This is a genomic window from Neisseria sp. P0014.S009, assembly GCF_051958155.1.
Classification (GTDB): Bacteria; Pseudomonadota; Gammaproteobacteria; order Burkholderiales; family Neisseriaceae; genus Neisseria; species Neisseria flavescens_C.
Genome location: NZ_JBQCVS010000006.1, coordinates 87,865 through 103,553, shown reverse-complemented (window position 1 = coordinate 103,553; position 15,689 = coordinate 87,865). Strand labels below are relative to the sequence as shown.

Below are 15,689 nucleotides of genomic sequence, written 5' to 3'. Positions count from 1 at the left end.
TAAGTGGCAAAGAAAATTATCGGCTACATCAAACTGCAAATTCCTGCAGGTAAAGCCAATCCATCTCCTCCAGTTGGTCCTGCTTTGGGTCAACGTGGTTTGAATATCATGGAATTCTGTAAAGCATTTAATGCTGCAACCCAAGGTATGGAACCTGGTTTGCCAATTCCGGTTGTGATCACTGCATTTGCAGATAAATCATTCACATTTGTGATGAAAACTCCACCAGCTTCTATCTTGTTGAAAAAAGCTGCTGGTCTGCAAAAAGGTAGTTCTAATCCTCTGACTAACAAAGTGGGTAAATTGACCCGCGCTCAGTTGGAAGAAATTGCTAAAACTAAAGAGCCTGATTTAACTGCTGCTGACTTGGATGCGGCTGTTCGTACTATCGCAGGTTCTGCTCGCTCAATGGGCTTGGACGTGGAGGGTGTTGTATAATGGCTAAAGTATCTAAACGCTTGAAAGCTCTTCGCTCTTCTGTTGAAGCTAACAAACTGTACGCAATCGACGAAGCAATTGCTTTGGTTAAAAAAGCTGCTACTGCTAAATTTGACGAGTCTGTTGATGTATCTTTTAACTTGGGTGTTGATCCTCGTAAATCTGACCAAGTTATCCGTGGTTCAGTCGTTCTGCCTAAAGGTACCGGTAAAACAACTCGAGTAGCTGTATTTACACAAGGTGCAAATGCAGATGCTGCTAAAGAAGCTGGTGCTGATATTGTCGGTTTTGAAGATCTGGCTGCTGAAATCAAAGCTGGTAATCTGAACTTTGACGTTGTTATTGCTTCTCCTGATGCAATGCGTATCGTTGGTCAATTGGGTACCATCTTGGGTCCTCGTGGTCTGATGCCAAACCCTAAAGTAGGTACTGTTACTCCTAACGTTGCTGAAGCAGTTAAAAATGCAAAAGCAGGTCAAGTACAATACCGTACAGATAAAGCCGGTATCGTTCACGCAACTATCGGTCGTGCTTCTTTCGCTGAAGCTGACTTGAAAGAAAACTTCAATGCGTTGCTGGATGCTATTGTTAAAGCCAAACCTGCTGCTGCTAAGGGTCAGTACCTGAAAAAAGTTGCTATATCCAGCACTATGGGTTTGGGTGTTCGCGTTGATACTGCAAGTGTGAACAACTAAGAAATTTTCAGGTGATCCGGTTTTCTGGATTGCCTGAATTTGGGCTACTTAAAATTAAGTAGATGTCCAAGACCGTAGGGATCGTAAGATTTAATCGTAACTGCCCTACGCAGACGGTAGTCCTGAAACACATTGCAAGATTGCTTGTAAGATGTCTTTTTAGGTTACCGCGCTGGTGGGATATCATTCGGTATCCTGTTTATAAACAGTGGGAGGTAGACCTTGAGTCTCAATATTGAAACCAAGAAAGTGGCCGTAGAGGAAATTAGCGCAGCAATTGCTAACGCTCAAACTCTCGTAGTCGCTGAATATCGCGGTATCAGTGTTTCCAGCATGACTGAGCTTCGTGCAAATGCACGTAAAGAAGGCGTTTACTTGCGCGTTCTGAAAAATACTCTGGCTCGTCGCGCAGTAGAGGGTACTTCATTCGCAGGTTTGGCCGATCAAATGGTTGGTCCATTGGTTTACGCTGCTTCTGAAGATGCTGTTGCTGCTGCTAAAGTGCTGCACCAATTCGCGAAAAAAGATGACAAAATTATCGTTAAAGCCGGTTCTTACAATGGCGAAGTAATGGATGCTGCTCAGGTTGCTGAGTTGGCTTCTATTCCAAGCCGCGAAGAATTGTTGTCCAAACTGTTGTTCGTTATGCAAGCCCCTGTATCAGGCTTTGCACGTGGTTTGGCTGCTTTGGCAGAGAAAAAAGCTGGCGAAGAAGCCGCTTAATCGATTTTGTTTCATTTAATCAATTATTTTTTAATACAATATTTGGAGTATAAATAGCATGGCTATTACTAAAGAAGACATTTTGGAAGCCGTTGGTTCTTTGACCGTAATGGAATTGAACGACCTGGTTAAAGCTTTTGAAGAAAAATTTGGCGTTTCTGCTGCTGCAGTTGCAGTTGCAGGCCCTGCAGGTGCTGGTGCAGCTGCTGCTGAAGAAAAAACTGAATTCGACGTAGTATTGGCTTCTGCCGGTGATCAAAAAGTTGGCGTGATTAAAGTTGTCCGCGCTATCACTGGTCTGGGTCTGAAAGAAGCTAAAGACATCGTTGACGGTGCACCTAAAACTCTGAAAGAAGGTGTTTCTAAAGCTGAAGCTGAAGACATCCAAAAACAACTGGAAGAAGCCGGCGCTAAAGTCGAAATCAAATAATTTGATGCTTCCTATGAAGGCTGGCAGTTTTCTGCCAGCCTTATTTTGCTTCTTAAAATAAGCATCAGGTATTGTTTACATTTATTTGCATAGTCTTTATAAAATCATTGCAAATAAATGTAAATATCAGGTTGATGCATGCCGTTGTTTCAGACGGCCTATTATTTAAAATTGCTTTTCGGAGTGTATATGAGCTATTCGTTTACCGAGAAAAAACGTATCCGTAAGAGTTTTGCAAAGCGAGAGAATGTCTTAGATGTTCCTTTCCTGCTGGCAACCCAAATTGATTCTTATGCGAAATTTTTACAGTTGGAAAACGCTTTTGACCAACGTACTGATGATGGTCTGCAAGCAGCATTCAATTCTATTTTCCCGATTGTGAGTCATAATGGTTATGCACGATTGGAGTTTGTGCATTACACATTGGGCGAACCTTTGTTCGATATTCCTGAATGTCAATTGCGCGGTATTACTTATGCGGCTCCATTGCGTGCACGTATCCGTTTGGTGATTTTGGATAAAGAAGCATCTAAGCCGACTGTAAAAGAAGTTCGTGAAAACGAAGTGTATATGGGTGAAATCCCATTGATGACGCCAAGTGGCTCTTTCGTCATCAATGGTACTGAGCGTGTGATTGTTTCCCAGCTGCACCGTTCTCCTGGCGTGTTCTTTGAGCATGACCGTGGTAAAACACATTCTTCCGGTAAGTTGTTGTTCTCTGCTCGTATTATTCCTTACCGTGGTTCATGGTTGGATTTCGAATTTGATCCAAAAGATTTGCTGTATTTCCGTATCGACCGTCGCCGTAAAATGCCGGTTACGATTTTGTTGAAAGCTTTGGGCTACAACAATGAACAAATCTTGGATATTTTCTACGATAAAGAAACTTTCTATTTGTCTTCAAACGGTGTTCAAACTGATCTGATTGCAGGCCGTCTGAAAGGTGAAACTGCCAAAGTTGATATCTTGGATAAAGAAGGCAACGTACTGGTCGCCAAAGGTAAACGCATTACTGCGAAAAATATCCGTGATATTACCAATGCAGGCTTGACTCGTTTGAATGTAGAGCCAGAAAGCTTGATAGGCAAAGCATTGGCTGCTGACCTGATTGATCCGGAAACCGGCGAAGTATTGGCTTCTGCTAACGATGAAATTACAGAAGAACTGTTGGCCAAACTTGATATCCATGGTGTAAAAGAAATTACGACCCTTTATATCAATGAATTGGATCAAGGTGGTTACATCTCCAGCACTCTGCGTACAGATGAAACTGCTGATCAGCAAGCTGCACGCGTAGCGATTTACCGCATGATGCGTCCTGGCGAACCGCCTACCGAAGAAGCTGTTGAGCAGCTCTTCAACCGCTTGTTCTTCAGTGAAGACAGCTATGATTTGTCTCGCGTAGGCCGTATGAAATTCAATACGCGCACATACGAGCAAAAACTGTCTGAAGCACAACAAAACTCTTGGTATGGCCGTTTGCTGAACGAAACTTTGGCCGGTGCTGCTGAAAAAGGTGGTTACGTTCTGAGCGTTGAAGACATTGTTGCTTCCATTGCTACATTGGTTGAACTGCGTAACGGTCATGGCGAAGTAGACGATATTGACCACTTGGGTAATCGTCGTGTGCGGTCGGTAGGTGAGTTGACTGAAAACCAATTCCGCAGCGGTTTGGCTCGTGTAGAACGTGCAGTTAAAGAGCGTTTGAACCAAGCAGAATCTGAGAACTTGATGCCGCATGACTTGATCAATGCGAAACCTGTTTCTGCCGCGATTAAAGAATTCTTCGGCTCTAGCCAATTGAGCCAATTTATGGATCAGACCAACCCATTGTCTGAAGTTACCCATAAACGCCGTGTATCTGCATTGGGTCCGGGTGGTTTGACTCGCGAACGTGCCGGCTTTGAGGTGCGAGACGTACACCCGACCCACTATGGCCGTGTATGTCCTATTGAAACACCTGAGGGTCCAAACATTGGTTTGATCAACTCATTGTCCGTTTATGCGCGTACCAATGATTATGGTTTTTTGGAAACCCCTTACCGCCGTGTTGTCGATGGCAAAGTAACTGAAGAAATCGACTACTTGTCTGCTATTGAAGAAGGCCGTTATGTGATTGCACAGGCGAATGCCGATTTGGACAAAGACGGTAATCTGATTGGCGACTTGGTTACTTGTCGTGAAAAAGGCGAAACCATTATGGCAACGCCTGACCGCGTTCAATATATGGACGTGGCAACCGGTCAAGTAGTATCTGTTGCAGCATCTCTGATTCCATTCTTGGAGCATGATGACGCGAACCGTGCATTGATGGGCGCCAACATGCAACGTCAGGCCGTACCTTGCCTGCGCCCTGAAAAACCAATGGTTGGTACCGGTATCGAGCGTTCTGTTGCGGTTGACTCTGCAACTGCAATCGTTGCCCGCCGCGGCGGTGTGGTTGAGTATGTAGATGCCAACCGCGTTGTGGTTCGTGTTCATGATGATGAAGCGACTGCCGGTGAAGTGGGTGTCGATATTTACAACTTGGTTAAATTCACCCGTTCCAACCAATCTACCAACATCAACCAACGTCCGGCCGTAAAAGCAGGCGATGTGTTGCAACGTGGTGACTTGGTAGCCGACGGTGCATCTACCGACTTGGGCGAGTTGGCTTTGGGTCAAAACATGACCATCGCCTTCATGCCATGGAACGGTTACAACTACGAAGACTCGATTCTGATTTCAGAAAAAGTGGCCGCGGACGATCGTTATACTTCGATTCACATTGAAGAGTTGAACGTTGTTGCACGTGACACTAAACTGGGTGCGGAAGACATTACCCGCGATATTCCGAACTTGTCTGAGCGTATGCAAAACCGTTTGGATGAATCCGGTATCGTATATATCGGTGCAGAAGTAGAAGCAGGTGACGTCTTGGTAGGTAAAGTAACACCTAAAGGCGAAACCCAACTGACTCCTGAAGAAAAACTGCTGCGTGCCATCTTCGGTGAAAAAGCATCTGATGTAAAAGATACTTCCTTGCGTATGCCTACCGGCATGAGCGGTACCGTTATCGACGTTCAAGTCTTCACTCGTGAAGGTATCCAACGCGACAAACGTGCTCAATCCATTATTGATTCTGAATTGAAACGTTACCGTCAAGATTTAGGCGATCAATTGCGTATTTTCGATAATGACGCATTCGACCGTATCGAACGTATGATTGTGGGTCAAAAAGCCAATGGTGGTCCGATGAAGCTGGCTAAAGGCAGTGAAATCACTACCGAATATTTGGCAAGCCTGTCCAGCAAACATGATTGGTTTGACATCCGTCTGGCTGACGAAGATTTGGCCAAACAGTTGGAACTGATTAAATTGAGCCTGCAACAAAAACGCGAAGAAGCGGATGAGTTGTATGAGATCAAGAAGAAAAAATTGACCCAGGGCGACGAGCTGCAACCGGGCGTACAAAAAATGGTGAAAGTATTTATCGCCATCAAACGCCGTCTGCAAGCCGGTGACAAAATGGCGGGTCGCCACGGTAACAAAGGTGTGGTATCACGCATTCTGCCGGTGGAAGACATGCCTTACATGGCTGACGGCCGTCCGGTAGACATCGTACTGAACCCGTTGGGCGTACCTTCCCGTATGAACATTGGTCAGATTTTGGAAGTTCACTTGGGTTGGGCGGCAAAAGGTATCGGCGAACGCATCGACCGTATGCTGAAAGAGCAACGCAAAGCCAGCGAGCTGCGCGAATTCTTGAACAAGCTCTACAACGGCAGCGGTAAGAAAGAAGATTTGGACAGCCTGACAGATGAAGAAATCATCGAATTGGCTTCTAACCTGCGCAAAGGTGCATCTTTCGCCTCCCCTGTATTCGACGGTGCGAAAGAGTCTGAAATCCGCGAAATGTTGAACTTGGCTTACCCAAGCGAAGATCCTGAGGTTGAAAAACTGGGCTTTAACGACAGTAAAACTCAAATCACGCTGTATGACGGCCGTTCAGGCGAAGCATTTGACCGTAAGGTTACAGTCGGTGTGATGCACTATCTGAAACTGCACCACTTGGTTGACGAAAAAATGCACGCCCGTTCTACCGGTCCATACAGTCTGGTTACCCAGCAGCCTCTGGGCGGTAAAGCTCAGTTCGGTGGCCAACGTTTCGGTGAGATGGAGGTTTGGGCATTGGAAGCATACGGCGCGGCATACACGCTGCAAGAGATGCTGACTGTGAAGTCTGACGACGTGAACGGCCGTACCAAAATGTACGAAAACATCGTCAAAGGCGAACACAAAATCGATGCCGGTATGCCTGAATCCTTCAACGTATTGGTTAAAGAGATTCGCTCACTGGGCTTGGATATCGATTTGGAACGTTACTAAACAGAAGTTTTCAGACGGCCTTTCAAGGTCGTCTGAAAAAGTGGTTTCAGAATAAGAATGAAGCAATCGGCATTTAGGCCGTCTGAAATCAAAAGTACCGTTTCCCAATATCGAAAATCCGCCATGCGGTAAAAATACTTCCTTCAAGGAGCAAAAATGAATTTGTTGAACTTATTTAATCCGTTGCAAACTGCCGGCATGGAAGAAGAGTTTGATGCCATCAAAATCGGTATTGCCTCTCCCGAAACCATCCGCTCATGGTCTTATGGCGAAGTTAAAAAACCTGAAACCATCAACTACCGTACGTTCAAACCTGAGCGTGACGGTTTGTTCTGTGCCAAAATCTTTGGCCCGGTCAAAGACTATGAATGTTTGTGCGGTAAATACAAACGCTTGAAATTTAAAGGCGTAACCTGTGAAAAATGTGGCGTAGAAGTGACCCTGTCCAAAGTGCGCCGCGAACGCATGGGCCACATTGAATTGGCAGCACCTGTTGCCCACATTTGGTTCTTGAAATCCCTGCCTTCCCGCTTGGGTATGGTACTGGACATGACTTTGCGCGATATCGAACGCGTATTGTACTTTGAAGCATTTGTGGTAACCGATCCCGGTATGACTCCGTTGCAACGTCGTCAATTGCTGACTGAAGACGATTACTACAACAAACTGGACGAATACGGCGACGACTTCGATGCCAAAATGGGTGCAGAAGGTATCCGCGAATTGCTGCGTACCTTGGACATTACCGGCGAAATCGAAATCCTGCGTCAAGAGTTGGAGTCTACCGGTTCTGATACCAAAATTAAAAAAATCGCCAAACGTTTGAAAGTGTTGGAAGCCTTCCACCGTTCCGGTATGAAACTGGAATGGATGATTATGGACGTGCTGCCGGTATTGCCGCCTGATTTGCGTCCGTTGGTTCCATTGGATGGTGGTCGTTTTGCCACTTCCGATTTGAACGATTTGTACCGTCGCGTTATCAACCGTAACAACCGTCTGAAACGTCTGTTGGAACTGCATGCGCCAGACATCATCGTTCGTAACGAAAAACGTATGTTGCAAGAAGCAGTTGACTCTCTGTTGGATAACGGCCGTCGCGGTAAAGCCATGACCGGTGCCAACAAACGTCCGCTGAAATCATTGGCAGACATGATTAAAGGTAAAGGCGGCCGTTTCCGTCAAAACCTGCTGGGTAAACGTGTGGACTACTCTGGTCGTTCCGTGATTACCGTGGGCCCATACCTGCGTCTGCACCAATGTGGTCTGCCGAAAAAAATGGCTTTGGAACTGTTCAAACCATTCATTTTCCACAAATTGGAAAAACAAGGTTTGGCTTCTACTGTTAAAGCTGCGAAAAAATTGGTAGAACAAGAAGTACCTGAAGTATGGGATATCTTGGAAGAAGTGATCCGCGAACATCCGATTATGCTGAACCGTGCACCAACCCTGCACCGTTTGGGTATTCAAGCGTTCGAACCTATTCTGATCGAAGGTAAAGCTATTCAGTTGCACCCATTGGTATGTGCCGCATTTAACGCCGACTTTGACGGTGACCAAATGGCTGTACACGTTCCATTGAGCTTGGAAGCACAAATGGAAGCACGCACGCTGATGCTGGCTTCAAACAACGTATTGTCTCCAGCCAACGGCGAACCAATCATCGTACCTTCTCAAGATATCGTATTGGGTCTGTACTACATGACCCGTGACCGTATCAATGCCAAAGGCGAAGGAAGCCTGTTTGCCGATGTGAAAGAAGTGCATCGTGCATACCATACCAAACAGGTTGAACTGGGTACGAAAATTACCGTACGTCTGCGTGAATGGGTGAAAAACGAAGCAGGTGAGTTTGAGCCTGTCGTTAACCGTTACGAAACGACTGTCGGCCGTGCATTGTTGAGCGAAATCTTGCCTAAAGGCCTGCCGTTCGAGTACATCAACAAAGCGCTGAAGAAAAAAGAAATTTCTAAACTGATTAACGCATCATTCCGTCTGTGCGGCTTGCGTGATACAGTTATTTTCGCCGACCACTTGATGTATACCGGTTTCGGTTTTGCGGCTAAAGGCGGTATTTCCATTGCGGTTGACGATATGGAAATTCCGAAAGAAAAAGCAGCCTTGCTGGCCGAGGCTAATGCCGAAGTTAAAGAAATCGAAGACCAATACCGTCAAGGTTTGGTCACCAACGGCGAACGTTACAACAAAGTGGTCGATATTTGGGGTCGTGCCGGCGATAAGATCGCTAAAGCGATGATGGACAACCTGTCCAAACAAAAAGTCATCGACCGTGACGGCAACGAAGTTGATCAAGAATCTTTCAACTCTATTTACATGATGGCCGACTCTGGTGCCCGTGGTTCTGCGGCTCAGATTAAACAGTTGTCCGGTATGCGTGGTTTGATGGCGAAACCTGACGGCTCCATTATTGAAACGCCTATTACCTCCAACTTCCGCGAAGGCCTGACCGTATTGCAATACTTTATTGCGACCCACGGTGCGCGTAAGGGTTTGGCGGATACCGCGTTGAAAACTGCAAACTCCGGTTACTTGACCCGTCGTTTGGTAGACGTAACCCAAGACTTGGTGGTTGTTGAAGACGATTGCGGTACTTCAGACGGCTTTGTAATGAAAGCAGTGGTACAAGGCGGTGATGTAATTGAAGCTTTGCGTGAGCGTATTTTGGGTCGCGTTACTGCTTCTGATGTTGTCGATCCTTCGACTGGCGAGACTTTGGTTGAAGCCGGTACATTGTTGACCGAGAAACTGGTAGATATGATCGACCAATCCGGTGTCGATGAAGTCAAAGTCCGTACGCCGATTACTTGTAAAACCCGTCATGGCTTGTGTGCACACTGTTATGGTCGCGACTTGGCACGTGGTAAACTGGTTAACGCCGGTGAGGCAGTTGGTGTGATTGCAGCGCAATCCATTGGTGAGCCAGGTACTCAGCTGACCATGCGTACGTTCCACATCGGTGGTGCGGCATCTCGTGCGGCTGCTGCCAGCCAAGTGGAAGCCAAATCCAATGGTACAGCTCGTTTCAGCAGCCAAATGCGTTACGTTGCCAACAACAAAGGCGAATTGGTTGTCATTGGCCGTTCTTGTGAAGTAGTGATTCATGACGATATCGGTCGCGAACGTGAACGTCACAAAGTACCTTACGGTGCAATCCTGCTGGTACAAGACGGCGAAGCCATTAAAGCCGGTCAAACTTTGGCAACTTGGGATCCGCATACCCGTCCGATGATTACCGAACACGCAGGTATGGTGAAATTCGAGAACGTGGAAGAGGGTGTTACCGTTGCGAAACAAACTGACGATGTAACCGGTTTGTCTACTCTGGTAGTGATTGACGGCAAACGTCGTTCTTCTAATGCTTCTAAACTGTTGCGTCCGACTGTCAAACTGTTGGATAAAAACGGTCTGGAAATCTGCATCCCAGGTACGACTACCCCAGTTTCTATGGCATTCCCGGTCGGTGCGGTGATTACCATCCGTGAAGGTCAGGAAGTCGGTAAGGGTGATGTATTGGCGCGTATTCCGCAAGCGTCTTCTAAAACCCGCGATATTACCGGTGGTCTGCCACGCGTAGCCGAATTGTTTGAAGCACGCGTGCCGAAAGATGCAGGTATGTTGGCTGAAATTACCGGTACCGTTTCTTTCGGTAAAGAAACCAAAGGTAAACAGCGCCTGATTATTACCGACGTAGACGGTGTAGCATACGAAACCCTGATTTCTAAAGAGAAACAGATTTTGGTACACGACGGTCAAGTGGTAAACCGCGGTGAAACCATCGTAGACGGTGCTGTAGATCCACACGACATTCTGCGTCTGCAAGGTATCGAAGCATTGGCCCGCTACATTGTTCAAGAGGTACAAGAGGTTTACCGCCTGCAAGGTGTGAAGATTTCCGATAAACACATCGAAGTCATCATCCGCCAAATGCTGCGTCGAGTGAACATCGTTGATTCCGGTGATACAGAGTTCATTACCGGCGAACAAGTTGAGCGTGGCGATGTGATGCTTGCCAATGAAAAAGCCATGGCTGAAGACAAAGAGCCAGCACGTTACGAAAACGTGTTGCTGGGTATTACCAAAGCCTCTTTGTCTACAGACAGCTTCATTTCTGCGGCATCGTTCCAAGAAACAACCCGCGTCTTGACAGAGGCCGCTATTATGGGCAAACAAGACGAGCTGCGCGGTTTGAAAGAGAACGTGATTGTCGGTCGTTTGATTCCTGCCGGTACAGGTTTGACCTACCACCGCAGCCGCCATCAACAATGTCAGCAAGCTGATCAAGAAGTTTCTGAAACCGAAGCTTCAGACGAATAATCCCTCGGGATTATTGTGAAAATAAAACCGCAAGCCAGTCTTGCGGTTTTATTTTTTAGAGGACTTAAAAGAGGGTGGAGTTTAAGGCCGTCTGAATAAATAAGGAAAGCAATGGAGAAAATAAGTAGAGAACCAAATTGCGGACTTATTTAAAATGACAAAGGCCGTCTGAATGTTTCAGACGGCCTTTGTTTCAAAAATTTAGACATAATTTGGAAAACACCAAACTTTATCAGTCATTTGCTTGACTAAACCCTTGCAATAAAAATATAATTCCAATCTTGTCGACATGGTGTCGGCAAGTATTTAACTCAACAGGACGAGAAAATATGCCAACTATTAACCAATTGGTACGCAAAGGCCGTCAAAAGCCCGTGTACGTAAACAAAGTGCCTGCACTGGAAGCTTGCCCGCAAAAACGCGGCGTGTGCACCCGTGTATACACAACTACCCCTAAAAAACCTAACTCTGCATTGCGTAAAGTATGTAAAGTTCGCCTGACCAACGGTTTTGAAGTAATTTCATACATCGGCGGTGAAGGCCACAACCTGCAAGAGCACAGTGTCGTATTGATTCGTGGCGGTCGTGTAAAAGACTTGCCAGGTGTACGTTACCACACTGTACGCGGTTCTTTGGATACTGCAGGTGTTAAAGACCGTAAACAAGCCCGTTCTAAATACGGTGCTAAGCGTCCTAAATAATTATCGGGACTCAAATAGGCACGTCGGCCGCCTAAGCTGAACAACGGCCGAGTAAGTGAATACTCAATTGGGTATTCATGGGAATTGCCCCAACTGAATAGATTAAAGGAAATTAAAATGCCAAGACGTAGAGAAGTTCCTAAGCGCGACGTACTGCCAGATCCTAAATTCGGCAGCGTTGAGCTGACTAAATTCATGAACGTATTGATGATTGACGGTAAAAAATCTGTTGCAGAACGTATCGTTTACGGTGCGCTGGAACAAATTGAGAAAAAAACCGGCAAAGTAGCAATCGAAGTATTTAACGAAGCCATTGCAAACGCCAAACCTATCGTGGAAGTGAAAAGCCGCCGTGTAGGTGGTGCAAACTACCAAGTTCCTGTTGAAGTTCGTCCTTCACGTCGTCTGGCCTTGGCAATGCGCTGGGTTCGCGATGCGGCCCGTAAACGTGGTGAGAAATCTATGGACCTGCGTTTGGCAGGTGAATTGATTGATGCGGCTGAAGGTCGTGGTGGTGCGTTGAAAAAACGTGAAGAAGTACACCGCATGGCTGAAGCAAACAAAGCATTCTCTCACTTCCGTTTCTAATATCGAAAGGCTAACAAAATGGCTCGTAAGACCCCTATCAGCCTGTATCGCAATATCGGTATTTCTGCCCATATTGACGCGGGTAAAACAACCACAACAGAACGTATTTTGTTCTATACAGGTTTGACTCATAAATTGGGCGAAGTGCATGACGGCGCGGCTACTACCGACTACATGGAACAAGAACAAGAGCGTGGTATTACCATTACTTCTGCTGCTGTGACTTCTTATTGGTCTGGTATGGCGAAACAGTTCCCTGAGCACCGTTTCAACATCATCGACACCCCGGGACACGTTGACTTTACTGTAGAGGTAGAGCGTTCTATGCGTGTATTGGACGGCGCGGTAATGGTTTACTGTGCAGTAGGCGGTGTTCAACCTCAATCTGAAACCGTATGGCGTCAAGCTAACAAATACCAAGTGCCTCGCTTGGCATTTGTAAACAAAATGGACCGTCAAGGTGCCAACTTCTTCCGCGTTGTTGAGCAAATGAAAACCCGTTTGCGCGCAAACCCAGTACCTATCGTGATTCCGGTTGGTGCGGAAGACAGCTTCAGCGGTGTTGTTGACCTGTTGAAAATGAAATCCATTATTTGGAATGAAGCCGATAAAGGTACAACCTTTACCTATGGCGATATTCCTGCTGAATTGGTTGAGACTGCCGAAGAATGGCGTCAAAACATGATTGAAGCCGCAGCAGAAGCCAGCGAAGAATTGATGGATAAATACTTGGGCGGTGATGAGCTGACTGAGGAAGAAATCGTAGGCGCATTGCGTCAACGTACTTTGGCTGGTGAAATTCAACCAATGTTGTGCGGTTCAGCATTTAAAAACAAAGGTGTTCAACGTATGTTGGATGCAGTTGTAGAATTGCTGCCTGCTCCTACCGACATTCCTCCAGTTCAAGGTGTTAACCCTAACACTGAAGAAGCCGACAGCCGTGAAGCCAGCGATGAAGAGAAATTCTCTGCATTGGCGTTCAAAATGTTGAATGATAAATACGTTGGTCAATTGACATTTATCCGCGTTTACTCTGGTGTGGTGAAATCCGGTGATACCGTATTGAACTCTGTAAAAGGTACTCGCGAACGTATCGGTCGCTTGGTGCAAATGACTGCTGCAGACCGTACTGAAATTGAAGAAGTACGCGCTGGCGACATCGCAGCCGCTATCGGTCTGAAAGACGTTACTACTGGTGAGACCTTGTGTGCAGAAAGCGCACCTATCATCTTGGAACGCATGGAATTCCCTGAGCCGGTAATCCATATTGCTGTTGAGCCGAAAACCAAAGCCGACCAAGAGAAAATGGGTATCGCCCTGAACCGTCTGGCGAAAGAAGACCCTTCTTTCCGCGTTCGTACAGACGAAGAATCCGGTCAAACCATTATTTCCGGTATGGGTGAGTTGCACTTGGAAATTATTGTTGACCGTATGAAACGCGAATTCGGCGTGGAAGCAAACATTGGTGCGCCTCAAGTGGCTTACCGTGAAACCATCCGCAAAGAAGTTGAAGCTGAATACAAACATGCCAAACAATCTGGTGGTAAAGGTCAATACGGTCACGTTGTGATCAAAATGGAACCTATGGAACCGGGTGGTGCAGGTTACGAATTTATCGACGAAATTAAAGGTGGTGTGATTCCTCGCGAATTCATTCCGTCTGTTGATAAAGGTATCCGCGATACCCTGCCTAATGGTATCGTTGCGGGCTACCCAGTAGTTGACGTACGCGTACGTTTGATTTTCGGTTCTTCACACGACGTCGACTCCTCTCAACTGGCCTTCGAATTGGCTGCTTCCCAAGCCTTCAAAGAAGGTATGCGTAAAGCCAATCCAGCTCTGTTGGAACCAATCATGGCAGTTGAAGTGGAAACCCCTGAAGAATACATGGGTGACGTAATGGGCGACTTGAACCGTCGCCGCGGCGTCGTATTGGGTATGGATGATGACGGTATCGGCGGTAAAAAAGTCCGTGCCGAAGTGCCTCTGGCAGAAATGTTCGGTTATTCTACCGACCTGCGTTCTGCAACCCAAGGTCGCGCTACTTACTCTATGGAGTTCAAGAAATATTCTGAAGCTCCTGCACACATAGCTGCTGCTGTAACTGAAGCCCGTAAAGGCTAATCAGGCAAATAGGTCGTCTGAAAGGCTGAAATGATTTTTCAGACGGCCTCTGTTCTTTAATCGATCTTTAATGTAAAGGAATTAGCTCATGGCTAAGGAAAAATTTGAACGTAGCAAACCGCACGTAAACGTTGGCACCATCGGTCACGTTGACCATGGTAAAACCACTCTGACTGCTGCTTTGACTACTATTTTGGCTAAAAAATTCGGTGGCGCTGCAAAAGCTTACGACCAAATCGACAACGCTCCTGAAGAAAAAGCTCGTGGTATTACCATTAATACCTCACACGTAGAATACGAAACCGAAACCCGTCACTACGCACACGTAGACTGCCCGGGCCACGCCGACTACGTTAAAAACATGATTACCGGTGCTGCCCAAATGGACGGCGCTATCTTAGTATGTTCCGCAGCTGACGGTCCTATGCCGCAAACTCGCGAACACATTCTGTTGGCTCGTCAAGTAGGCGTACCTTACATCATCGTATTCATGAACAAATGCGACATGGTTGACGATGCTGAGTTGTTGGAACTGGTTGAAATGGAAATCCGTGACTTGTTGTCAAGCTACGACTTCCCAGGTGATGACTGCCCAATCGTACAAGGTTCTGCACTGAAAGCTTTGGAAGGTGACGCTGGTTACGAAGAAAAAATCTTCGAATTGGCTGCTGCCTTGGACAGCTACATCCCAACACCTGAGCGTGCTGTGGACAAACCTTTCTTGTTGCCTATCGAAGACGTATTCTCTATCTCTGGCCGTGGTACAGTAGTAACCGGTCGTGTAGAGCGCGGTATCATCCACGTTGGTGATGAGATCGAAATCGTAGGTCTGAAAGAAACTCAAAAAACCACTTGTACCGGTGTTGAAATGTTCCGCAAACTGCTGGACGAAGGTCAAGCTGGTGACAACGTAGGTGTATTGCTGCGTGGTACTAAACGTGAAGACGTAGAGCGTGGTCAAGTATTGGCTAAACCAGGTACTATCACTCCTCACACCAAATTCAAAGCAGAAGTATACGTACTGAGCAAAGAAGAGGGTGGTCGTCACACTCCATTCTTCGCTAACTACCGTCCACAATTCTATTTCCGTACTACTGACGTAACTGGTGCAGTTACTTTGGAAGAAGGCGTAGAAATGGTAATGCCAGGTGAGAACGTAACCATTACTGTAGAACTGATTGCGCCTATCGCTATGGAAGAAGGTCTGCGCTTTGCGATTCGCGAAGGTGGTCGTACCGTAGGTGCGGGTGTGGTTTCTTCTGTAATCGCTTAATTGAGGGATATTGATAA

The 15,689-nt window shown here is 46.5% G+C and carries 10 protein-coding genes; all 10 read left to right on the top strand.

From position 1 onward, the window contains the following. The first annotated feature begins 3 nt into the window (after window positions 1–3). The 10 genes from rplK to tuf all read left to right on the top strand — a co-directional run bounded on the left by rplK (window position 4) and on the right by tuf (window position 15,672). Window positions 4–438: a 50S ribosomal protein L11 gene (gene rplK, locus ACTHS4_RS06445; protein ID WP_002220151.1), complete on the top strand. Its 435-nt coding sequence runs from the start codon at window positions 4–6 to the stop codon at window positions 436–438. Continuing rightward, a complete protein-coding gene (gene rplA, locus ACTHS4_RS06440) occupies window positions 438–1,133 on the top strand; it encodes a 50S ribosomal protein L1 (protein ID WP_070825975.1) in 696 nt (231 codons plus the stop codon). The genes rplK and rplA overlap by 1 nt, the downstream gene beginning before the upstream one ends. A 222-nt stretch (window positions 1,134–1,355) precedes the next feature. Continuing rightward, complete coding sequence (gene rplJ, locus ACTHS4_RS06435; RefSeq protein ID WP_070825976.1) at window positions 1,356–1,856, top strand: 50S ribosomal protein L10; 501 nt, start codon at window positions 1,356–1,358, stop codon at window positions 1,854–1,856. A 58-nt stretch (window positions 1,857–1,914) separates the two neighbouring features. After that, complete coding sequence (gene rplL, locus ACTHS4_RS06430; RefSeq protein ID WP_003677916.1) at window positions 1,915–2,286, top strand: 50S ribosomal protein L7/L12; 372 nt, start codon at window positions 1,915–1,917, stop codon at window positions 2,284–2,286. A 189-nt stretch (window positions 2,287–2,475) separates the two neighbouring features. Further along, window positions 2,476–6,654 (top strand): DNA-directed RNA polymerase subunit beta, encoded by a 4,179-nt coding sequence (gene rpoB / locus ACTHS4_RS06425; RefSeq protein ID WP_128582265.1) that lies wholly within the window; start codon window positions 2,476–2,478, stop codon window positions 6,652–6,654. Window positions 6,655–6,810: 156 nt separating this feature from the next. Beyond that, window positions 6,811–10,986: a DNA-directed RNA polymerase subunit beta' gene (gene rpoC / locus ACTHS4_RS06420; protein WP_070825977.1), complete on the top strand. Its 4,176-nt coding sequence runs from the start codon at window positions 6,811–6,813 to the stop codon at window positions 10,984–10,986. Window positions 10,987–11,315: 329 nt separating this feature from the next. Then, entirely contained in the window at window positions 11,316–11,687 is a 372-nt protein-coding gene (gene rpsL, locus ACTHS4_RS06415; protein WP_002218431.1) for a 30S ribosomal protein S12, read from the top strand. 117 nt (window positions 11,688–11,804) lie between these two features. After that, entirely contained in the window at window positions 11,805–12,275 is a 471-nt protein-coding gene (gene rpsG, locus ACTHS4_RS06410; protein ID WP_002240962.1) for a 30S ribosomal protein S7, read from the top strand. Between the two features lie 18 nt (window positions 12,276–12,293). Then, the gene (gene fusA, locus ACTHS4_RS06405) at window positions 12,294–14,399 is read left to right on the top strand and encodes an elongation factor G (protein ID WP_070825978.1); all 2,106 of its coding nucleotides are present in this window, start codon (window positions 12,294–12,296) and stop codon (window positions 14,397–14,399) included. 88 nt (window positions 14,400–14,487) lie between these two features. Then, window positions 14,488–15,672 (top strand): elongation factor Tu, encoded by a 1,185-nt coding sequence (tuf, locus tag ACTHS4_RS06400; protein WP_004520187.1) that lies wholly within the window; start codon window positions 14,488–14,490, stop codon window positions 15,670–15,672. Window positions 15,673–15,689 lie beyond the last annotated feature (17 nt).

Excerpts from the sequence above, each read along its gene's own strand:
- rpoB (WP_128582265.1), top strand. The coding sequence starts at position 2,476 with ATGAGCTATTCGTTTACCGAGAAAAAACGTATCCGTAAGAGTTTTGCA.
- rpsG (WP_002240962.1), top strand. The coding sequence starts at position 11,805 with ATGCCAAGACGTAGAGAAGTTCCTAAGCGCGACGTACTGCCAGATCCT.
- rplL (WP_003677916.1), top strand. The coding sequence starts at position 1,915 with ATGGCTATTACTAAAGAAGACATTTTGGAAGCCGTTGGTTCTTTGACC.
- rplA (WP_070825975.1), top strand. The coding sequence starts at position 438 with ATGGCTAAAGTATCTAAACGCTTGAAAGCTCTTCGCTCTTCTGTTGAA.
- rpoC (WP_070825977.1), top strand. The coding sequence starts at position 6,811 with ATGAATTTGTTGAACTTATTTAATCCGTTGCAAACTGCCGGCATGGAA.
- fusA (WP_070825978.1), top strand. The coding sequence starts at position 12,294 with ATGGCTCGTAAGACCCCTATCAGCCTGTATCGCAATATCGGTATTTCT.
- tuf (WP_004520187.1), top strand. The coding sequence starts at position 14,488 with ATGGCTAAGGAAAAATTTGAACGTAGCAAACCGCACGTAAACGTTGGC.
- rpsL (WP_002218431.1), top strand. The coding sequence starts at position 11,316 with ATGCCAACTATTAACCAATTGGTACGCAAAGGCCGTCAAAAGCCCGTG.